Here is a 13,159-nt window from a genome sequence, read left to right on the forward strand (position 1 = left end):
AAAAATAGTAAAATTGTATAAAGTACAATAACTAATAGGAGTTGCTTCAATGCCACCTTATTTTTCAGTACATTATTCTTTTCCGTGCTCAACGTACAATGAAAGTTTTGTCAGTGAGATTTACAACATAATATTTAGCCGATTTCCATTTAAGTCGGGTTATTGGATGTCAGAGAAAAACACGCTAGAAGAGATAATAAAATGGAATACATCCAAACTTGCTAAGAAATTCAAGTTGGGATTTGACCAGCATGTAAAGCATGACTATAAACAAATTCTTCTTGAGTCGGATTTGTTCAGACATCTTCGTTTATATTGGATGTACGAATCAAACGAGATTGTTTTGCATTTGATTCTTCCTGAAGATGACATCTTCGTAAATGATAAATATTTGAAGTACGACAGTACGAAGTTAGTGCCTCTTCTTAATATTTCCGAAAAGATATGGGACTCTTTTGAAGTAAACACAATTCAGACATATCATGAATTAGGGGCACCGACAAGTTATAAGGAACTCCTAGACGGTGAGCAACCATCGTCAGAACCATTCAGCATTGTTTCAACTGAGGCGTTAAGTCGAATCAAGAATGTGCTGAATGACAAATTATTAGTTAAGGAATTGAATCGTGGTTTTCTAATAATTCAGAAGGAAATTGGCGTTCAATTTTAATTGAGGTGGGTTTGAATGAACAACGAGGAAAGGCTAGTTGCTGAAGAGACAATCCACCACTTATTTGTGGGTTCGAGTGTTGATGGGATACAATTTGGATTATCTCCCGCGACAACAAAAATTTACTTTACTCATTATGACAGGAATAGCGATGAAGATTTTGTTTATTTGAATATTGAATCTAAATGGTCAATTTACCCAAACACTACTGGTTCATTTCCGGATTCAGAACTCGAAATGATAGATATGACTGAAGAAGAGGAATACTGGAATTTATACAAAATAAGACGTCAGAAAGTAACTCAAATAAGAATTGGTGAAATGTCTCCACATCTATACATCACATTGGAATCCGGTTTGATTCTTTTTATTAACGGGTTTCATGAAAAGTATGAGTGTTGGCAATCAGGAGTTCTTTTTGATAATTTATGGTTAGTAGTTGCATGCCCCGGAAACGGAATAGCCACTTGGACTCCAACGAAAAAATAGATAACTAAGGTGAATACTCCTGCATCTATTTTAATGTTGTCAATAATGCTTAGTCCACACATGTGGAGTGCTGTTCACTATTAGTGAGAAAAGAATAAATACAATATGTATCGATGTAGACCCTTCCTACTTTGGGAGGGTTTTTCTTTTGGAGATGGAATATTAAACCTAATGGGCCAAGCTATTTGAATGGGGTGGGGACATTGGGACAAAGAGCGAATTTAATTATTGTTAGAAATAAATCTTATGAGTTGTATTACAGTCATTGGTGTGCGAACACTTTGCCAAAAGATTTATTTTGGGGAGAACAATATGCCATTAATTTTATCGAGATGCAGACAAAGCTTGATGAATCAGGTTGGTTGGATGATGTTTGGGCAGAAGGTGGGGCAATTCTTGATTTAGATAAAAAGAAATTATTATTCTATGGTGGTGAGGATATACTTTACGACATTCCACTAAGGAATCTCTATTTGAAACTTATGGGGAATATTTGGTATGGATGGGAAATCCAATGGGCTTATGAAGGTTTAATAGATTTAGCAACATATGTTGGTTACCCTAAGGAAAAAGTATTAACAAGTTCTGAAGATGATATAAATGATTTAAGTTTAGCACCTCCGGAAGAGAAGAACTGGGTTGATACGGTGGCAAGTGTAAGGTTCTCTCAAAACGAATTACTTCTATTTCCGTTATGTGGGGGAATAGACGTTTATTTATCATACGGACCTGATTTGATTAACAAAATAGATAAATCCTATGGTTACAAAAGTATTTTCTTAGATGAATGGTCTAAGGATTTCCCTATGGGGGGCTTCCATATTGATATATTGTCGAGAAGATTAGAGTTTTGGCATGCTAATGATATTCCAAACATATCTCAAGAACTTCAAGCAAAATGGTTTGATTGGGAAGTTATTGATAATTATAGCAATTACGAAACACAGTATAAAAGCACTAATGGACTGCTACAGTTCCAAGACATTAATCAGCATCAATTATTGGAGAAACTAAAGGTTTTACTATTGAATGAATCATCAAATCCATTGGATACGTTAGCGTACATTGTTAAAAAAGAAGCAGATGCGGGAAGAAAGGTAGAAATAAGTCCGTACGCATTAAGATATGATAAATATGAATTGCCTAGAAATGTAAGAGAAGAAATACTAGACTTTGCAATAGATAATTTATAGTTATAATCCCTTTAACTGTCTCTGAGACTTGCTCTGAGGCTTTTTTTTATGGAGGCAGTGGGTGTCGATTAAATCCGAATTTCGACCACTTAAGAGGATTTCAGTCTTTAAAGGCAAGAAATAGCACAGGAGAAAGTATCGTTCGATTGAAGAAGGTACTCAAGCAGTTTATGAAGTTGGATGAACTGACTTCTGAAATGGTGCATAGATTTATTGATATGATTGAAGTTCAAACGGATGGCTCGATAAACATTAATTACAAGTTAACCGCCACCGCTCTTCTTACGGCTTAAAATACAGTGACTGACACTCAAGTCATATGGAGTATGGAAACAATGCTGATTCATAATATGAGAACAAAATTCGTCACCAAGGCTTAAATTCTTATAATCTGATCTGTGCTTATTTGCTTGTGTTAAGTTATTAGTGGAGATTCCAAAATCGATTTCTCAAGTCGGGATTTTTAATATAAACCCCGTTACTATGAGTAGTGGTATTATAAAGGTGAAAAAACGAAATGACTGGTTATCTAAAGCGGAAGTTCCTTAGTTGTGTAGAAAAAATATTTTAAGGATTGATTGTGTTCTTCAGCGATAATAATACAGAGAATTATTTAAATGCAGCATTATCACAGTGGATTTTTTAAATAGAATTAAATGTTCGTGGATTGATTATTCTGCATATTGAATTCGTTGAGTGGTTACTGATTCCAATCGCCGTCTCGTTTATCATTCTCAATGAATCTGGTGGAGCGATTATTTCTTAAATGAGATGTAGTACGATCAAAATGACATCGTATCGTGTCCACAACGTCAAGAAATTCGATAACACCGGAGAGGGAGAGGACATGGAGGATTTAATCTCCATCGGCACAATCAGCCTGATTAAAGCCATCGAGAGCTATCGCCCGAACAAAGGGACAAAGCTGGCCACTTTGGCTTCTCGTTGTATTGAAAATGAAATTCTGATGCACCTAAGATCTTTGAAGAAGACTCGTAAAGATGTGTCACTACACGATCCGATTGGGACAGGCAAGGAAGGTAATGAAATTACACTTATCGATATCCTCGGCTCCGAAGTGGATGATGTCATTAAAGAAGTAGATCTTAAGATCGAGAAGAGTAAGATTTATCGCAATCTCGATATTTTGGATGACCGGGAGAAGGAAGTCGTTGTGGGACGTTTTGGAATTGATACAGGTGTTAACATTAATGTATTAAAAGGCGACTTGTCTGCGGATAAGTTGTTTTTTTTTTTTTTTTTTAGGAAAGGTGATTAGATAACAAAGTATCCCGGATCCTGGAATATTAAAAAACGGGATACCTCATTAGCTGTAATAATATCGGACAGTCTCTTTCCTAGAATGCTCCCTTCAAATAATGTTCAGTCCGTTGTTTCTGTATTTTTTTGTTTATCAGGAGAAATGCCGGGAGCTGTGATCTCTGGTTCGTCGCCCTGCAAAGCACCCACGATTTCTTCCAGCTTACCTGTTGCTCCCATATCGCCAGCCAGGCTTGAATCGGGTTCGGTTATAGGATCAACACCCGGGCCGCGCCCATCAAGCGGAGCTTTCTTGTCGCCCTTCATTTGATCGTCTCCTTTTTGTGTAGTCTTTGTATTTCTTTCCAATCCCAATCAAGAAAATATGATATAATGACGTCGTTATTGTAAGTTGCATTTTTAATATGAAAATAGGATGGACAATATGAGGGGATATATTCATAACGTCGATAAAAAACGATTGCTTATTATGATTATCGGCAATGTATTTCTGGGCATGGGAATTAGTATTTTCAAGCTGTCCGGTATGGGGAATGATCCCTTCAGCGGTATGGCAATGGCACTTGCAGAGAGCGTCGGTATAACATATGCGAATTTTTTGATCTTATTGAACCTGGTATTGTTTGTAATCGAATTCATAACAGGACGAAAGTTTATTGGAGTCGGGACTTTCGTAAACGCAATTCTTTTAGGATATATTGCTACTTTCTTTCATAATAATTGGCTATCTCTGTTCGGCGAACCTCATTTGTTATGGCAGCAAGTGGTTATCGTAGCAATTGGAGTGGTGGTATGCAGTTTTGGGGTATCCCTGTATCAGACATCGAAGGTGGGAGTAGCTCCCTACGACAGCTTGTCCCTGATTATGAGAGAGAACTTCCCTAAAATATCTTATTTTTGGCACCGGATGTTTACGGATGCTCTTTGTGCTCTGATTTGTTTCCTGGCAGGAGGCATTGTAGGCTTAGGAACTTTGGTGTCAGCACTTGGTCTGGGACCCATCATTCATTTTTTTGATGTGAATTTTACGGAGAAGCTTCTGGCAAAAAGGCGTACCAATTAAAAAAAATGAATTGAAGAAAGGCGGGGCAGATCAATCTGCCCCGCCTTTACTGTAATTTGAAGGTCCATTCCTAATGAGCGGATGAACTTTTTATTTTATTATTTTTATGGATATCTTCCGTACCACTATCCAAGGCAGTCTTGTAGTAGAAGCATTTGTGTTCTATGACTTCCATCGTTTTTTTCAATTCTTCCATCTGCGCTTCTACGGAAGCTTTCCGCTCCAGAAACATGTCATATCTTTGCTGTAAGGTGGAATCCCCCTCAGAGCACCACTCAATGAAATGTTTTATTTCTTTAATTGGCATCCCGGATGACTTCAGGCATTCAATTACCTTTAAAGCGTCCATATCGGATTGTTTGAATATACGTTTACCGCCGGAGGTTCTTTCTATAGAAGGGAAAAGACCTTCCTTGTCATAGTAACGTAGGGTATGTGGTGTCATGTTAAAGGACTCTGCAACTTCACTTATGGAGTATGTCTTCATCATCTATCTCCAATCTCAAATATATTTTGTGCTTGACTTAGAGTTAACTTTAAGTAATAACATATGTTTTGTAAAGCTGACGTTTTAGATTTTATTATTTAACCAGAAGAGAGGTTTCACTATGATAAAAGTTAATGCACGCGCTACATTCAGTCAGGAAGGTCCATTTAAGCTAACCACAATCGAACGCCGAGAACTGCAGCCGCACGATGTTCTTATTGAGATTAAATACGCTGGTATTTGCCACTCGGACATTCATACTGCCCGCGGGGAGTGGGGACCCGTCAACTATCCACTCGTTCCGGGACATGAGATCGCCGGAATTGTCAGCCAGATTGGTTCTGAAGTCACAAAGTACTCAGTGGGCGACCGGGTAGGGGTAGGTTGTATGGTTGACTCCTGTGGAGAGTGCAGTAATTGCCATAAAGGTGAGGAGCAGTATTGCCTGAGTGGAAATACGGGCACCTATGGAGCTATCGACCGGTACGGGCAGTATACGCAAGGCGGCTACTCCACTCATATCGTCGTAACCGAGGATTTTGTGGTTCGGATCCCTGACAGTATTCCGCTTGATGCTGCTGCACCGCTTCTGTGTGCAGGAATCACCACCTATTCACCTCTGCGTCATTGGGGAGCAGCTCCCGGTAAAAAAGTAGCTGTAGTGGGTCTTGGTGGGCTTGGACATATGGCTGTGAAGATCGCTCATGCCATGGGGGCTGAGGTTACTGTTTTATCACAGTCCCTGAAGAAGAAGGAAGACGGATTGCAATTAGGGGCGGATCATTATTATGCCACTAGCGATCCGGAGACATTTAAACAGCTTGCCGGTTCGTTCGATCTAATCGTAAATACTGTAAGCGCGCAGATTAATATCGATGCCTATCTTTCGCTCCTGGCGCTGGATGGTACATTAGTCAATGTCGGTGCGCCTGCTGATCCTTTGGCAGTAAACGTATTCTCGCTGATCGGCCACCGCCGCTCGTTTGCCGGATCGATGATTGGCGGAATTCGTGAAACGCAGGAAATGCTTGATTTCTGCGCTGAACATAATATTGCATCTGAAATCGAGGTCATTTCTGCTGACCGGATTGATGAAGCCTGGGAGCGTGTGCTTGCTTCAGATGTCCGTTACCGGTTCGTCATCGACATCAGCACGATGGGGAACAACGAATAAGAGACGCCCTCTTTGTTGACATCACATCGTGCATCGGCTTGATTAATGCCATTAAGAGCTATCGTCCCAATAAAGGGAGTAGACGGTCATTCTTGTAGTCTAACAAACATAAAGAACCCAAGCGATTGAATTTTAAATCGCTTGGGTTCTTTGCTTCATTTTCATAGGTTATTTTTTTATCTCAAAATTATGAATTCATCAACTGATATTAGGTGTAGAGTCTCTTATGATGAGTTTGGTATAAATATGAGAAACCTGATAGGGTTGCTTCGGATCATTAATTCGGGAAAGTAGCATTTCGGCTGCTTTGACACCCATCTCATTACTATAAATATGAACCGTAGTAAGATGGGGTTCTACAATGCTTGATTCAGGACCGTTATCAAAACCACAAATGACGATGTCGTTAGGAATGGAAAGCACATTTTTGAGTGACTTCATAAAGGTAACCGCAATATAATCGTTAGCACACACGAAAGCAGAAGGGAGCTCATTTATTTGACTTAGTCTAGTATCTGCCCACTCTGGACTTGAGAAAAATAGTTGATCGTCATCGAGAATGCATTGTGTGAGATCAAGCTGAATCCCGGATTCTATTAGTGCGCGATTAAAGCCCACCCATCTTTCATTAAAACTCCTACAGTGATTATAGTCCCCGATGAACCCCAGTGATTTGTAACCGCCCTCAATTAACTTTTTGGTAAGTTGGTATGTGCTGTGTTCGTTCTCCATGAGAAGTACATCTGCTTGGAATTCAGGGTAACAGACATCTGCAGAGCAGTCGATGAAAATAGTTGGAATACCTAGATTTGTAATCAACTTACTATATTCCGAGTTGAACAACTCAATACAAATAATTCCGTCTACATTGGAGACATCAAAATTATTTGGAAGAGACAGGGACTCTTGATCAATGTCTCTAATAATGTGCATGGATAAATTATATCCCTCTGCACTGATTCTTTTTTCCATGCCACTGATCAGTTTCGACCCAAAATGGGAAGTGTTAGGTAAATTTTCTGTTAATAAAGCGATGTTTCCAGAGTTTCTGGATTGAACACTCTCGGTGTCCATAAAAGCAAATTGCTTATATTTTAACTCTATTGCTTTCTTAATTACTTTGTTTCTGGTTTCATCAGGTATACCGTTCGTTCCATTTAGGGCTTTAGAAGCTGTATTTCTGGAGATTCCTAAAGCATCCGCGATATCTTGTATGGTTACTTTTTCTCTGGCCATCTATGTAATTCACCTCTATATTCTTGTTCTTAATATTCGCCACAAATAGTGTACTATTTGCCATTATTCCAACTCTCTTAAATGTATATTAGTTTGCTGAAAATAGCAACATGATATTTACAAATGCACAATTTAGTTTACATTTTATTGTGACGTTGATGTGCAAAAAAATAGCTTTGTTTTCATATTATTGAGAAAATGATGAGATTGAAGTATATATTCTTATTTAAATTGGCTGTATTTGTAATTATGTAAAATTGTATACGCCATTTATGAACATAATAATTTGTCATATGCACATAAATATTTTTACAAAATGTATTGACGAACGATTAAGTGTTTGGTAAATTGTAAAAGCAGCAGGACATAAGTGAGATTGAAAGCCCTTACTGCATCAAGATGTAAACATTGATAAGAACGGAGGTAAAGGCATTGCATAACCCAATAGAAGCCGAACACGGAATAACGGTGACGCGACATAAGAGTTCCTTAATGGATTATTTAAAGAAGCACTACTTTCTTTATATTTTGCTCGCACCAGCTGTGATTCTGACCCTTATTTTTAAATACGGTCCTATGTATGGTGCGATTATCGCCTTTAAAGATTTCAGCCCAATCAAAGGAATTATGGGGAGTGAATGGGTAGGCTTGTACAACTTCGAGAAATTCCTTTCTTCTCCCAATTTCGAAGTAATCTTTTTGAATACGCTTAAATTAAGTTTCTTCGGATTAATTCTGAGTTTTCCAATTCCGATCCTGCTTGCCTTGATGTTGAATCAAATTCGCCGTGCAGGCGTCAAAAAGAACATTCAATTGTTCTTGTATGCACCTAACTTTATTTCTGTTGTCGTTGTGGTCGGGATGTTGTTTATCTTCTTGTCCCCAACGGGACCGATTAACCAGTTTTTCACCTGGCTTACAGGTGAACCAATTATGTTCATGTCTCGTCCCGAGTACTTCCGTTCGATCTACATTTTATCCGATATTTGGACCGGAGCTGGTTGGGCATCCATTATTTATGTAGCAGCGCTTGCTAATGTCGATCCTGAGTTACATAATGCAGCCAATCTTGACGGCGCTAATCTTCTACAAAGAATACGCCATATCGATCTGCCAACCATTCGTCCAATTATGGCTATTGTATTTATCCTTGCAGCTGGTGGGATTATGTCCATTGGCTTCGAAAAAGCCTATCTCATGCAAACGGCGATGAACTTGCCAACCTCAGAAATCATTCCGACTTACGTTTATAAAATTGGTTTGCAGTCGGGCGATTATGCTTATTCAGCCGCAGTAGGATTGTTTAACTCTATCATCAACATCGTCTTGCTCGTCACCGTTAACTTCACCGTGAAGAAACTGAATGAGGGTGAAGGTCTTTACTAAGAAAGGAGCAACAAGCTATGCCCATTAAACATTCCGGATTAGATCGTTTTATCATCGTGTTGAATGCGATCTTCCTGACGCTGGCCGTACTTATCATCGTACTTCCCTTGATTTATGTAGTGATTGCCTCTTTTATGGATCCATCTGTCCTGCTCAGTAAAGGATTATCATTCAACCTATCGGACTGGTCATTAGAAGGGTATAAAAAAATTCTTTCTAATCCTGCCATGATCCGAGGTTTTGGAAACTCTGTTTTATACTCTGTTTCATTTGCTATGATTACCGTTCTCGTCTCAATCTGTGCCGGTTACGCACTGTCCGATGACAGGCTCAAAGGAAAAGGGTTCTTCATGACATTGTTTATTATCACCATGTTCTTTGGGGGTGGACTCATACCTACATATCTGCTCGTTAAGAACCTTGGTCTGCTTGATACAGTATGGGCGGTGATCATTCCAGGGGCGGTCAATGTTTGGAACATCATTCTCTCTAGAACTTTCTTCAAAGGAGTTCCGAATGAAATGAAGGAAGCCGCTAATGTAGACGGAGCTTCCGAGATGCGGATTTTCTTCAGTGTCGTATTACCGCTCTCCAAACCGATTGTTTTTGTGCTCGCTCTTTATGCCTTTGTTGGCCAGTGGAATTCCTACTTTGACGCTATGATCTATTTAGATAATCCTAATCTTCATCCACTGCAGCTCGTGTTGCGTTCCATCTTGATCCAGAATCAGGTAGATCCGGGCATGATCAGCGATCAACTTGCCATGGCGGAAATGAAGCGATTGTCTGAAATCATCAAGTATGCTGCCATCGTTGTTTCTAGTTTGCCACTCATTGTTATGTATCCATTCTTCCAGAAGTACTTTGAAAAAGGTGTTATGGTCGGTTCCCTTAAGTAGGAAACAGGCTGCACATAGATAAAGATTAATTCATTCATATCTAATTTGGAGGTCATACCCTATGAAAAGAATTAAGAAATCAAGAGTTTCGACGAAAGCAGCTTCTGTAACTGTACTTGCTTCACTTATGTTCCTTAGTGCATGCGGTGGAGGAGGAGGGGGAAGTGCAGCTAGTAAAGAACAGGACGCCAGCGGTAAAGTAACTTTGAACTTTATTACGCAAAGCTCTCCACTTGCACCAACGGATCCAAATGAAAAACTGATTAATAAACGTCTTGAAGAAAAGACGAATGTTCATATTAATTGGAAGAATTTCACGAAAGACGTATTTGTTGAAAAAAGAAACCTGGCTGTGGCAAGTGGTGATCTTCCTGATGCAATTTTTAATGCGGACTATAGTGACTATGAGCTGCTCAAGCTTGCTAAAGATGGTGCCATCGTCCCGCTGAATGATCTCATCGAGAACAATATGCCAAACTTCAAAAAGGTGCTGGAAGAAGCACCAGAATATAAGAGTATGATTACGGCACCAGATGGCAATATTTATGCCTTTCCATGGATTGAAGAGCTGGGTAGCGGTAAAGAAAGAATCCAGGCGGTAGATAGTATGCCTTGGATCAATGTGGAATGGCTTAAGAAGCTTGGCCTTGATATGCCTAAAACAACAGAAGAATTAAAGGAAGTATTAATTGCATTCAAGACAAAAGATCCAAATGGCAACGGTAAGGCTGACGAAATTCCATTGTCCTTTATTAACAAGCCGGGAGCAGAAGATCTGGCATTCCTATTTGCTTCGTTTGGATTGGGTGAGAACCCTGACCATGCGGTTGTGAGCAATGATGGGAAAGTGATATTTACGGCGGCACAAGAAGACTACAAGGAAGCAGTTTCTTTTATTAACGAGCTGTATAAAGAAGGACTTATTGATATTGAAGCCTACACACAAGACTGGAGTACTTACCTTGCAAAAGGAAAGGATCAGAAATACGGACTTTACTTCTCATGGGATAAGGCCAACATCACCGGAGATAATGACAGCTACGAAGTTATGCCTCCACTTGCTGGACCCGATGGTGAAGTTAACGTAACAAGAACGAACGCGCTTGGTTTGGGAAGAGGTAAGATGGTTGTCACAAGCGCCAATAAGAACTTGGAAACGACAGCGAAATGGGTTGATCAACTCTTCGATCCGATTCAATCTGTACAGAACAACTGGGGGACGTATGGAGATGAGAAACAGCAGAATATTTTCGAATTTGATAAAGAAAAAGGAATGCTGAAACATTTGCCGCTGGAGGGTGCAGCTCCTGTAGAACTACGTGAGAAAACAAGTGTCGGTGGACCCCTAGCTATTCTTGATTCTTATTATGGGAAATACACAACCATGCCGGATGATGCCAAAAGCAGAATGGATATTATCAAGAATATCATGGCGCCAAAGATGAAAGCAGAAAACGTAATGCCGAGTGTATTCCACTCCATTCAAGAGCTTGATCGCCTTACGACAATTGAAACGGATCTTTTTGCCTACGTGCTTAGAATGCGCACAGAATGGTACCAAAACGGTAAAATCGAAGCGCAGTGGGATGAATATCTGAAAGAATTGGATCGTCTGGGCTTGCAAGAATGGCTTGAAATTAAACAAGGCGGATATGATAGAGCAACCCAATAACAAATGATTACTATTGTGGGATGAAGGCCGAGTTCCATGCAGTTACACTGCTATACACGACCTTCATCTATATAAAGAGAGATGATCTTAGAACGGGAGTAAAGGAGAAAACAATAATGTCTACGATTGCGAAACAAAATTACCGAGGTGTGTATCATTTTTCCCCTAAGGAAAAGTGGATGAATGATCCAAACGGAATGGTTTATTTTGAGGGTGAATATCATTTGTTCTTTCAGCACCATCCGGGTGGAATGACCATGGGAGCTATGCACTGGGGCCATGCGGTCAGCAAGGATCTTGTTACATGGGAGGAACTGCCTATCGCTCTCGCTCCAGATGAATTAGGTATGATTTTTTCCGGCAGTGCTGTAGTTGACTGGAATAATACGACTGGATTTTTTGAAGGTAAACCAGGTTTAGTAGCGATTTTTACGCATCATTTGGATATGCCAGAAGGCAAGCCAGCCATTCAGCGTCAAAGCTTGGCCTACAGTAAAGATAACGGAAGAACCTGGACGAAGTATGAAGGAAACCCGGTACTTGAACATGATACATTCATTGATTTCCGTGACCCCAAAGTATTTTGGAATCAAGATACGAATCAATGGGTGATGATTGTAGCTTGTGGTCAAACGGTGTGTTTATATCATTCTCCTGATCTAATTAACTGGACATATGCCAGCGAATTTGGTAACGGAATCGGTTCTCATGACGGGGTATGGGAATGCCCAGACTTGTTCCCACTTGCTATTGATGGCGATCATTCGAACACGAAATGGGTGATGCTTGTGAGCATCGGTGCGGATCCCGCTTTTGTGGAAGGGTCAAGAACTCAGTATTTCACAGGGGATTTTGATGGAGAAGTGTTCACGCCAGATGAAGATTCGATAAAAGTTCGCTGGATTGATTATGGAAGAGATAATTATGCAGGTGTAAGCTGGTCCGATATACCGGCTGAAGATGGAAGACGACTATTTATCGGCTGGATGAGCAACTGGATGTATGCTAACAAGACGCCGGCAGAAGAATTCCGCGGCGCGATGACGATTGCAAGGGAACTTCAACTCGAATCAAGACAAGGGGAGATCTTTCTTGTACAGAAGCCGGTACAAGAGTTGGAATCTGCTCGTGTACAAGTCCTTTCTGTGAAAGAGGCAACGGTGCAAGAAATCAATACTCTTCTTAAGGAGATTCACTTGGAATCTTATGAGATTATAGCTGAGTTTACTCGAGGTAAATCTGTAGGCTTCAAAGTAAGAGTAGGTGCGGATAGTCAAACAATAATCGGTATTAACGGTGAGACAGAGGAGCTTTATGTAGATCGGATGGCTTCAGGTCAGCATGATTTCCACGAACATTTCGTAGGACATCATTCAGCCAAGCTCGAAGCGCTTGATGAGTCAAATGATCTCCGTATTTTTGTGGATCGCTCTTCAGTTGAGGCGTTCAGTAATGGTGGTCAGGCAGTGATTACGGATCTTATATTCCCTGGACTAGAATCTAAAGGTATAGCTGTGTTTGCAGAAAATGAGAATGACTTGCTGATTTCTCTGGATATCTCTGAGCTTACTCCCTCTGCTGAGCAAGACAAGAATTAGTCATCGAGAGG

13 protein-coding genes and 1 pseudogene are annotated in these 13,159 nt (G+C 40.1%); 11 read left to right on the top strand and 3 right to left on the bottom strand.

Annotated features, from left to right (window positions below; translation table 11 throughout):
* Positions 1 to 49 precede the first annotated feature (49 nt).
* The 5 genes and pseudogenes from NSS87_RS07420 to NSS87_RS07440 all read left to right on the top strand — a co-directional run.
* A complete protein-coding gene (locus NSS87_RS07420; RefSeq protein WP_042185847.1) occupies positions 50 to 670 on the top strand; it encodes a hypothetical protein in 621 nt (206 codons plus the stop codon).
* Between the two features lie 15 nt (positions 671 to 685).
* Entirely contained in the window at positions 686 to 1,159 is a 474-nt protein-coding gene (locus tag NSS87_RS07425; RefSeq protein ID WP_042185849.1) for a hypothetical protein, read from the top strand.
* Positions 1,160 to 1,362: 203 nt separating this feature from the next.
* Positions 1,363 to 2,352, top strand: coding sequence for a hypothetical protein (locus NSS87_RS07430; RefSeq protein ID WP_339245965.1), 990 nt, complete (start codon positions 1,363 to 1,365; stop codon positions 2,350 to 2,352).
* A gap of 5 nt (positions 2,353 to 2,357) precedes the next feature.
* Positions 2,358 to 2,645, top strand: coding sequence for a DUF4368 domain-containing protein (locus tag NSS87_RS07435; protein WP_269321842.1), 288 nt, complete (start codon positions 2,358 to 2,360; stop codon positions 2,643 to 2,645).
* Positions 2,646 to 3,163: 518 nt separating this feature from the next.
* Positions 3,164 to 3,547: pseudogene (locus NSS87_RS07440) on the top strand (sigma-70 family RNA polymerase sigma factor); the annotation flags it as partial.
* A gap of 188 nt (positions 3,548 to 3,735) precedes the next feature.
* Here NSS87_RS07440 and NSS87_RS07445 read toward each other — a convergent pair.
* The gene (locus NSS87_RS07445) at positions 3,736 to 3,939 is read right to left on the bottom strand and encodes a hypothetical protein (protein ID WP_042185853.1); all 204 of its coding nucleotides are present in this window, start codon (positions 3,937 to 3,939) and stop codon (positions 3,736 to 3,738) included.
* A gap of 118 nt (positions 3,940 to 4,057) precedes the next feature.
* On the opposite strand from NSS87_RS07445, the gene NSS87_RS07450 reads away from it, so the two are divergent.
* The gene (locus NSS87_RS07450) at positions 4,058 to 4,696 is read left to right on the top strand and encodes a membrane protein (protein ID WP_042185855.1); all 639 of its coding nucleotides are present in this window, start codon (positions 4,058 to 4,060) and stop codon (positions 4,694 to 4,696) included.
* Positions 4,697 to 4,766: 70 nt separating this feature from the next.
* On the opposite strand, the gene NSS87_RS07455 is transcribed toward NSS87_RS07450, so the two are convergent.
* Complete coding sequence (locus NSS87_RS07455; protein ID WP_042185857.1) at positions 4,767 to 5,183, bottom strand: MerR family transcriptional regulator; 417 nt, start codon at positions 5,181 to 5,183, stop codon at positions 4,767 to 4,769.
* Positions 5,184 to 5,304: 121 nt separating this feature from the next.
* Between NSS87_RS07455 and NSS87_RS07460 the strand changes: the two genes are divergently transcribed.
* Positions 5,305 to 6,357, top strand: a complete 1,053-nt coding sequence (locus tag NSS87_RS07460) for an NAD(P)-dependent alcohol dehydrogenase (RefSeq protein ID WP_042185859.1) — start codon at positions 5,305 to 5,307, stop codon at positions 6,355 to 6,357.
* Positions 6,358 to 6,555: 198 nt separating this feature from the next.
* Here the strand turns inward: NSS87_RS07460 and NSS87_RS07465 are convergent, their stop codons facing one another.
* A complete protein-coding gene (locus NSS87_RS07465; RefSeq protein WP_339245967.1) occupies positions 6,556 to 7,593 on the bottom strand; it encodes a LacI family DNA-binding transcriptional regulator in 1,038 nt (345 codons plus the stop codon).
* Between the two features lie 492 nt (positions 7,594 to 8,085).
* Between NSS87_RS07465 and NSS87_RS07470 the strand changes: the two genes are divergently transcribed.
* The 4 genes from NSS87_RS07470 (at position 8,086) to NSS87_RS07485 (ending at position 13,148) form a co-directional block, all read left to right on the top strand.
* Complete coding sequence (locus tag NSS87_RS07470) at positions 8,086 to 8,979, top strand: ABC transporter permease subunit (RefSeq protein WP_081951057.1); 894 nt, start codon at positions 8,086 to 8,088, stop codon at positions 8,977 to 8,979.
* Between the two features lie 17 nt (positions 8,980 to 8,996).
* Positions 8,997 to 9,878: a carbohydrate ABC transporter permease gene (locus NSS87_RS07475; RefSeq protein ID WP_042185867.1), complete on the top strand. Its 882-nt coding sequence runs from the start codon at positions 8,997 to 8,999 to the stop codon at positions 9,876 to 9,878.
* A gap of 61 nt (positions 9,879 to 9,939) precedes the next feature.
* Positions 9,940 to 11,550: an ABC transporter substrate-binding protein gene (locus NSS87_RS07480; RefSeq protein WP_042185869.1), complete on the top strand. Its 1,611-nt coding sequence runs from the start codon at positions 9,940 to 9,942 to the stop codon at positions 11,548 to 11,550.
* A 116-nt stretch (positions 11,551 to 11,666) separates the two neighbouring features.
* Entirely contained in the window at positions 11,667 to 13,148 is a 1,482-nt protein-coding gene (locus NSS87_RS07485) for a glycoside hydrolase family 32 protein (protein ID WP_339245970.1), read from the top strand.
* The last annotated feature ends 11 nt before the right edge of the window (positions 13,149 to 13,159 follow it).

Origin of the sequence: Paenibacillus sp. FSL F4-0243 (assembly GCF_037963295.1) — a bacterium.
Taxonomy (GTDB): Bacteria; Bacillota; Bacilli; order Paenibacillales; family Paenibacillaceae; genus Paenibacillus_AQ.

Bases quoted from the DNA above. Each gene is read 5' to 3' on its own strand.
- NSS87_RS07480 (WP_042185869.1), top strand. From the start codon at position 9,940: ATGAAAAGAATTAAGAAATCAAGAGTTTCGACGAAAGCAGCTTCTGTA.
- NSS87_RS07445 (WP_042185853.1), bottom strand. From the start codon at position 3,939: ATGAAGGGCGACAAGAAAGCTCCGCTTGATGGGCGCGGCCCGGGTGTT.
- NSS87_RS07455 (WP_042185857.1), bottom strand. From the start codon at position 5,183: ATGAAGACATACTCCATAAGTGAAGTTGCAGAGTCCTTTAACATGACA.
- NSS87_RS07450 (WP_042185855.1), top strand. From the start codon at position 4,058: ATGAGGGGATATATTCATAACGTCGATAAAAAACGATTGCTTATTATG.
- NSS87_RS07475 (WP_042185867.1), top strand. From the start codon at position 8,997: ATGCCCATTAAACATTCCGGATTAGATCGTTTTATCATCGTGTTGAAT.
- NSS87_RS07460 (WP_042185859.1), top strand. From the start codon at position 5,305: ATGATAAAAGTTAATGCACGCGCTACATTCAGTCAGGAAGGTCCATTT.
- NSS87_RS07465 (WP_339245967.1), bottom strand. From the start codon at position 7,593: ATGGCCAGAGAAAAAGTAACCATACAAGATATCGCGGATGCTTTAGGA.
- NSS87_RS07425 (WP_042185849.1), top strand. From the start codon at position 686: ATGAACAACGAGGAAAGGCTAGTTGCTGAAGAGACAATCCACCACTTA.
- NSS87_RS07420 (WP_042185847.1), top strand. From the start codon at position 50: ATGCCACCTTATTTTTCAGTACATTATTCTTTTCCGTGCTCAACGTAC.
- NSS87_RS07470 (WP_081951057.1), top strand. From the start codon at position 8,086: ATGGATTATTTAAAGAAGCACTACTTTCTTTATATTTTGCTCGCACCA.
- NSS87_RS07485 (WP_339245970.1), top strand. From the start codon at position 11,667: ATGTCTACGATTGCGAAACAAAATTACCGAGGTGTGTATCATTTTTCC.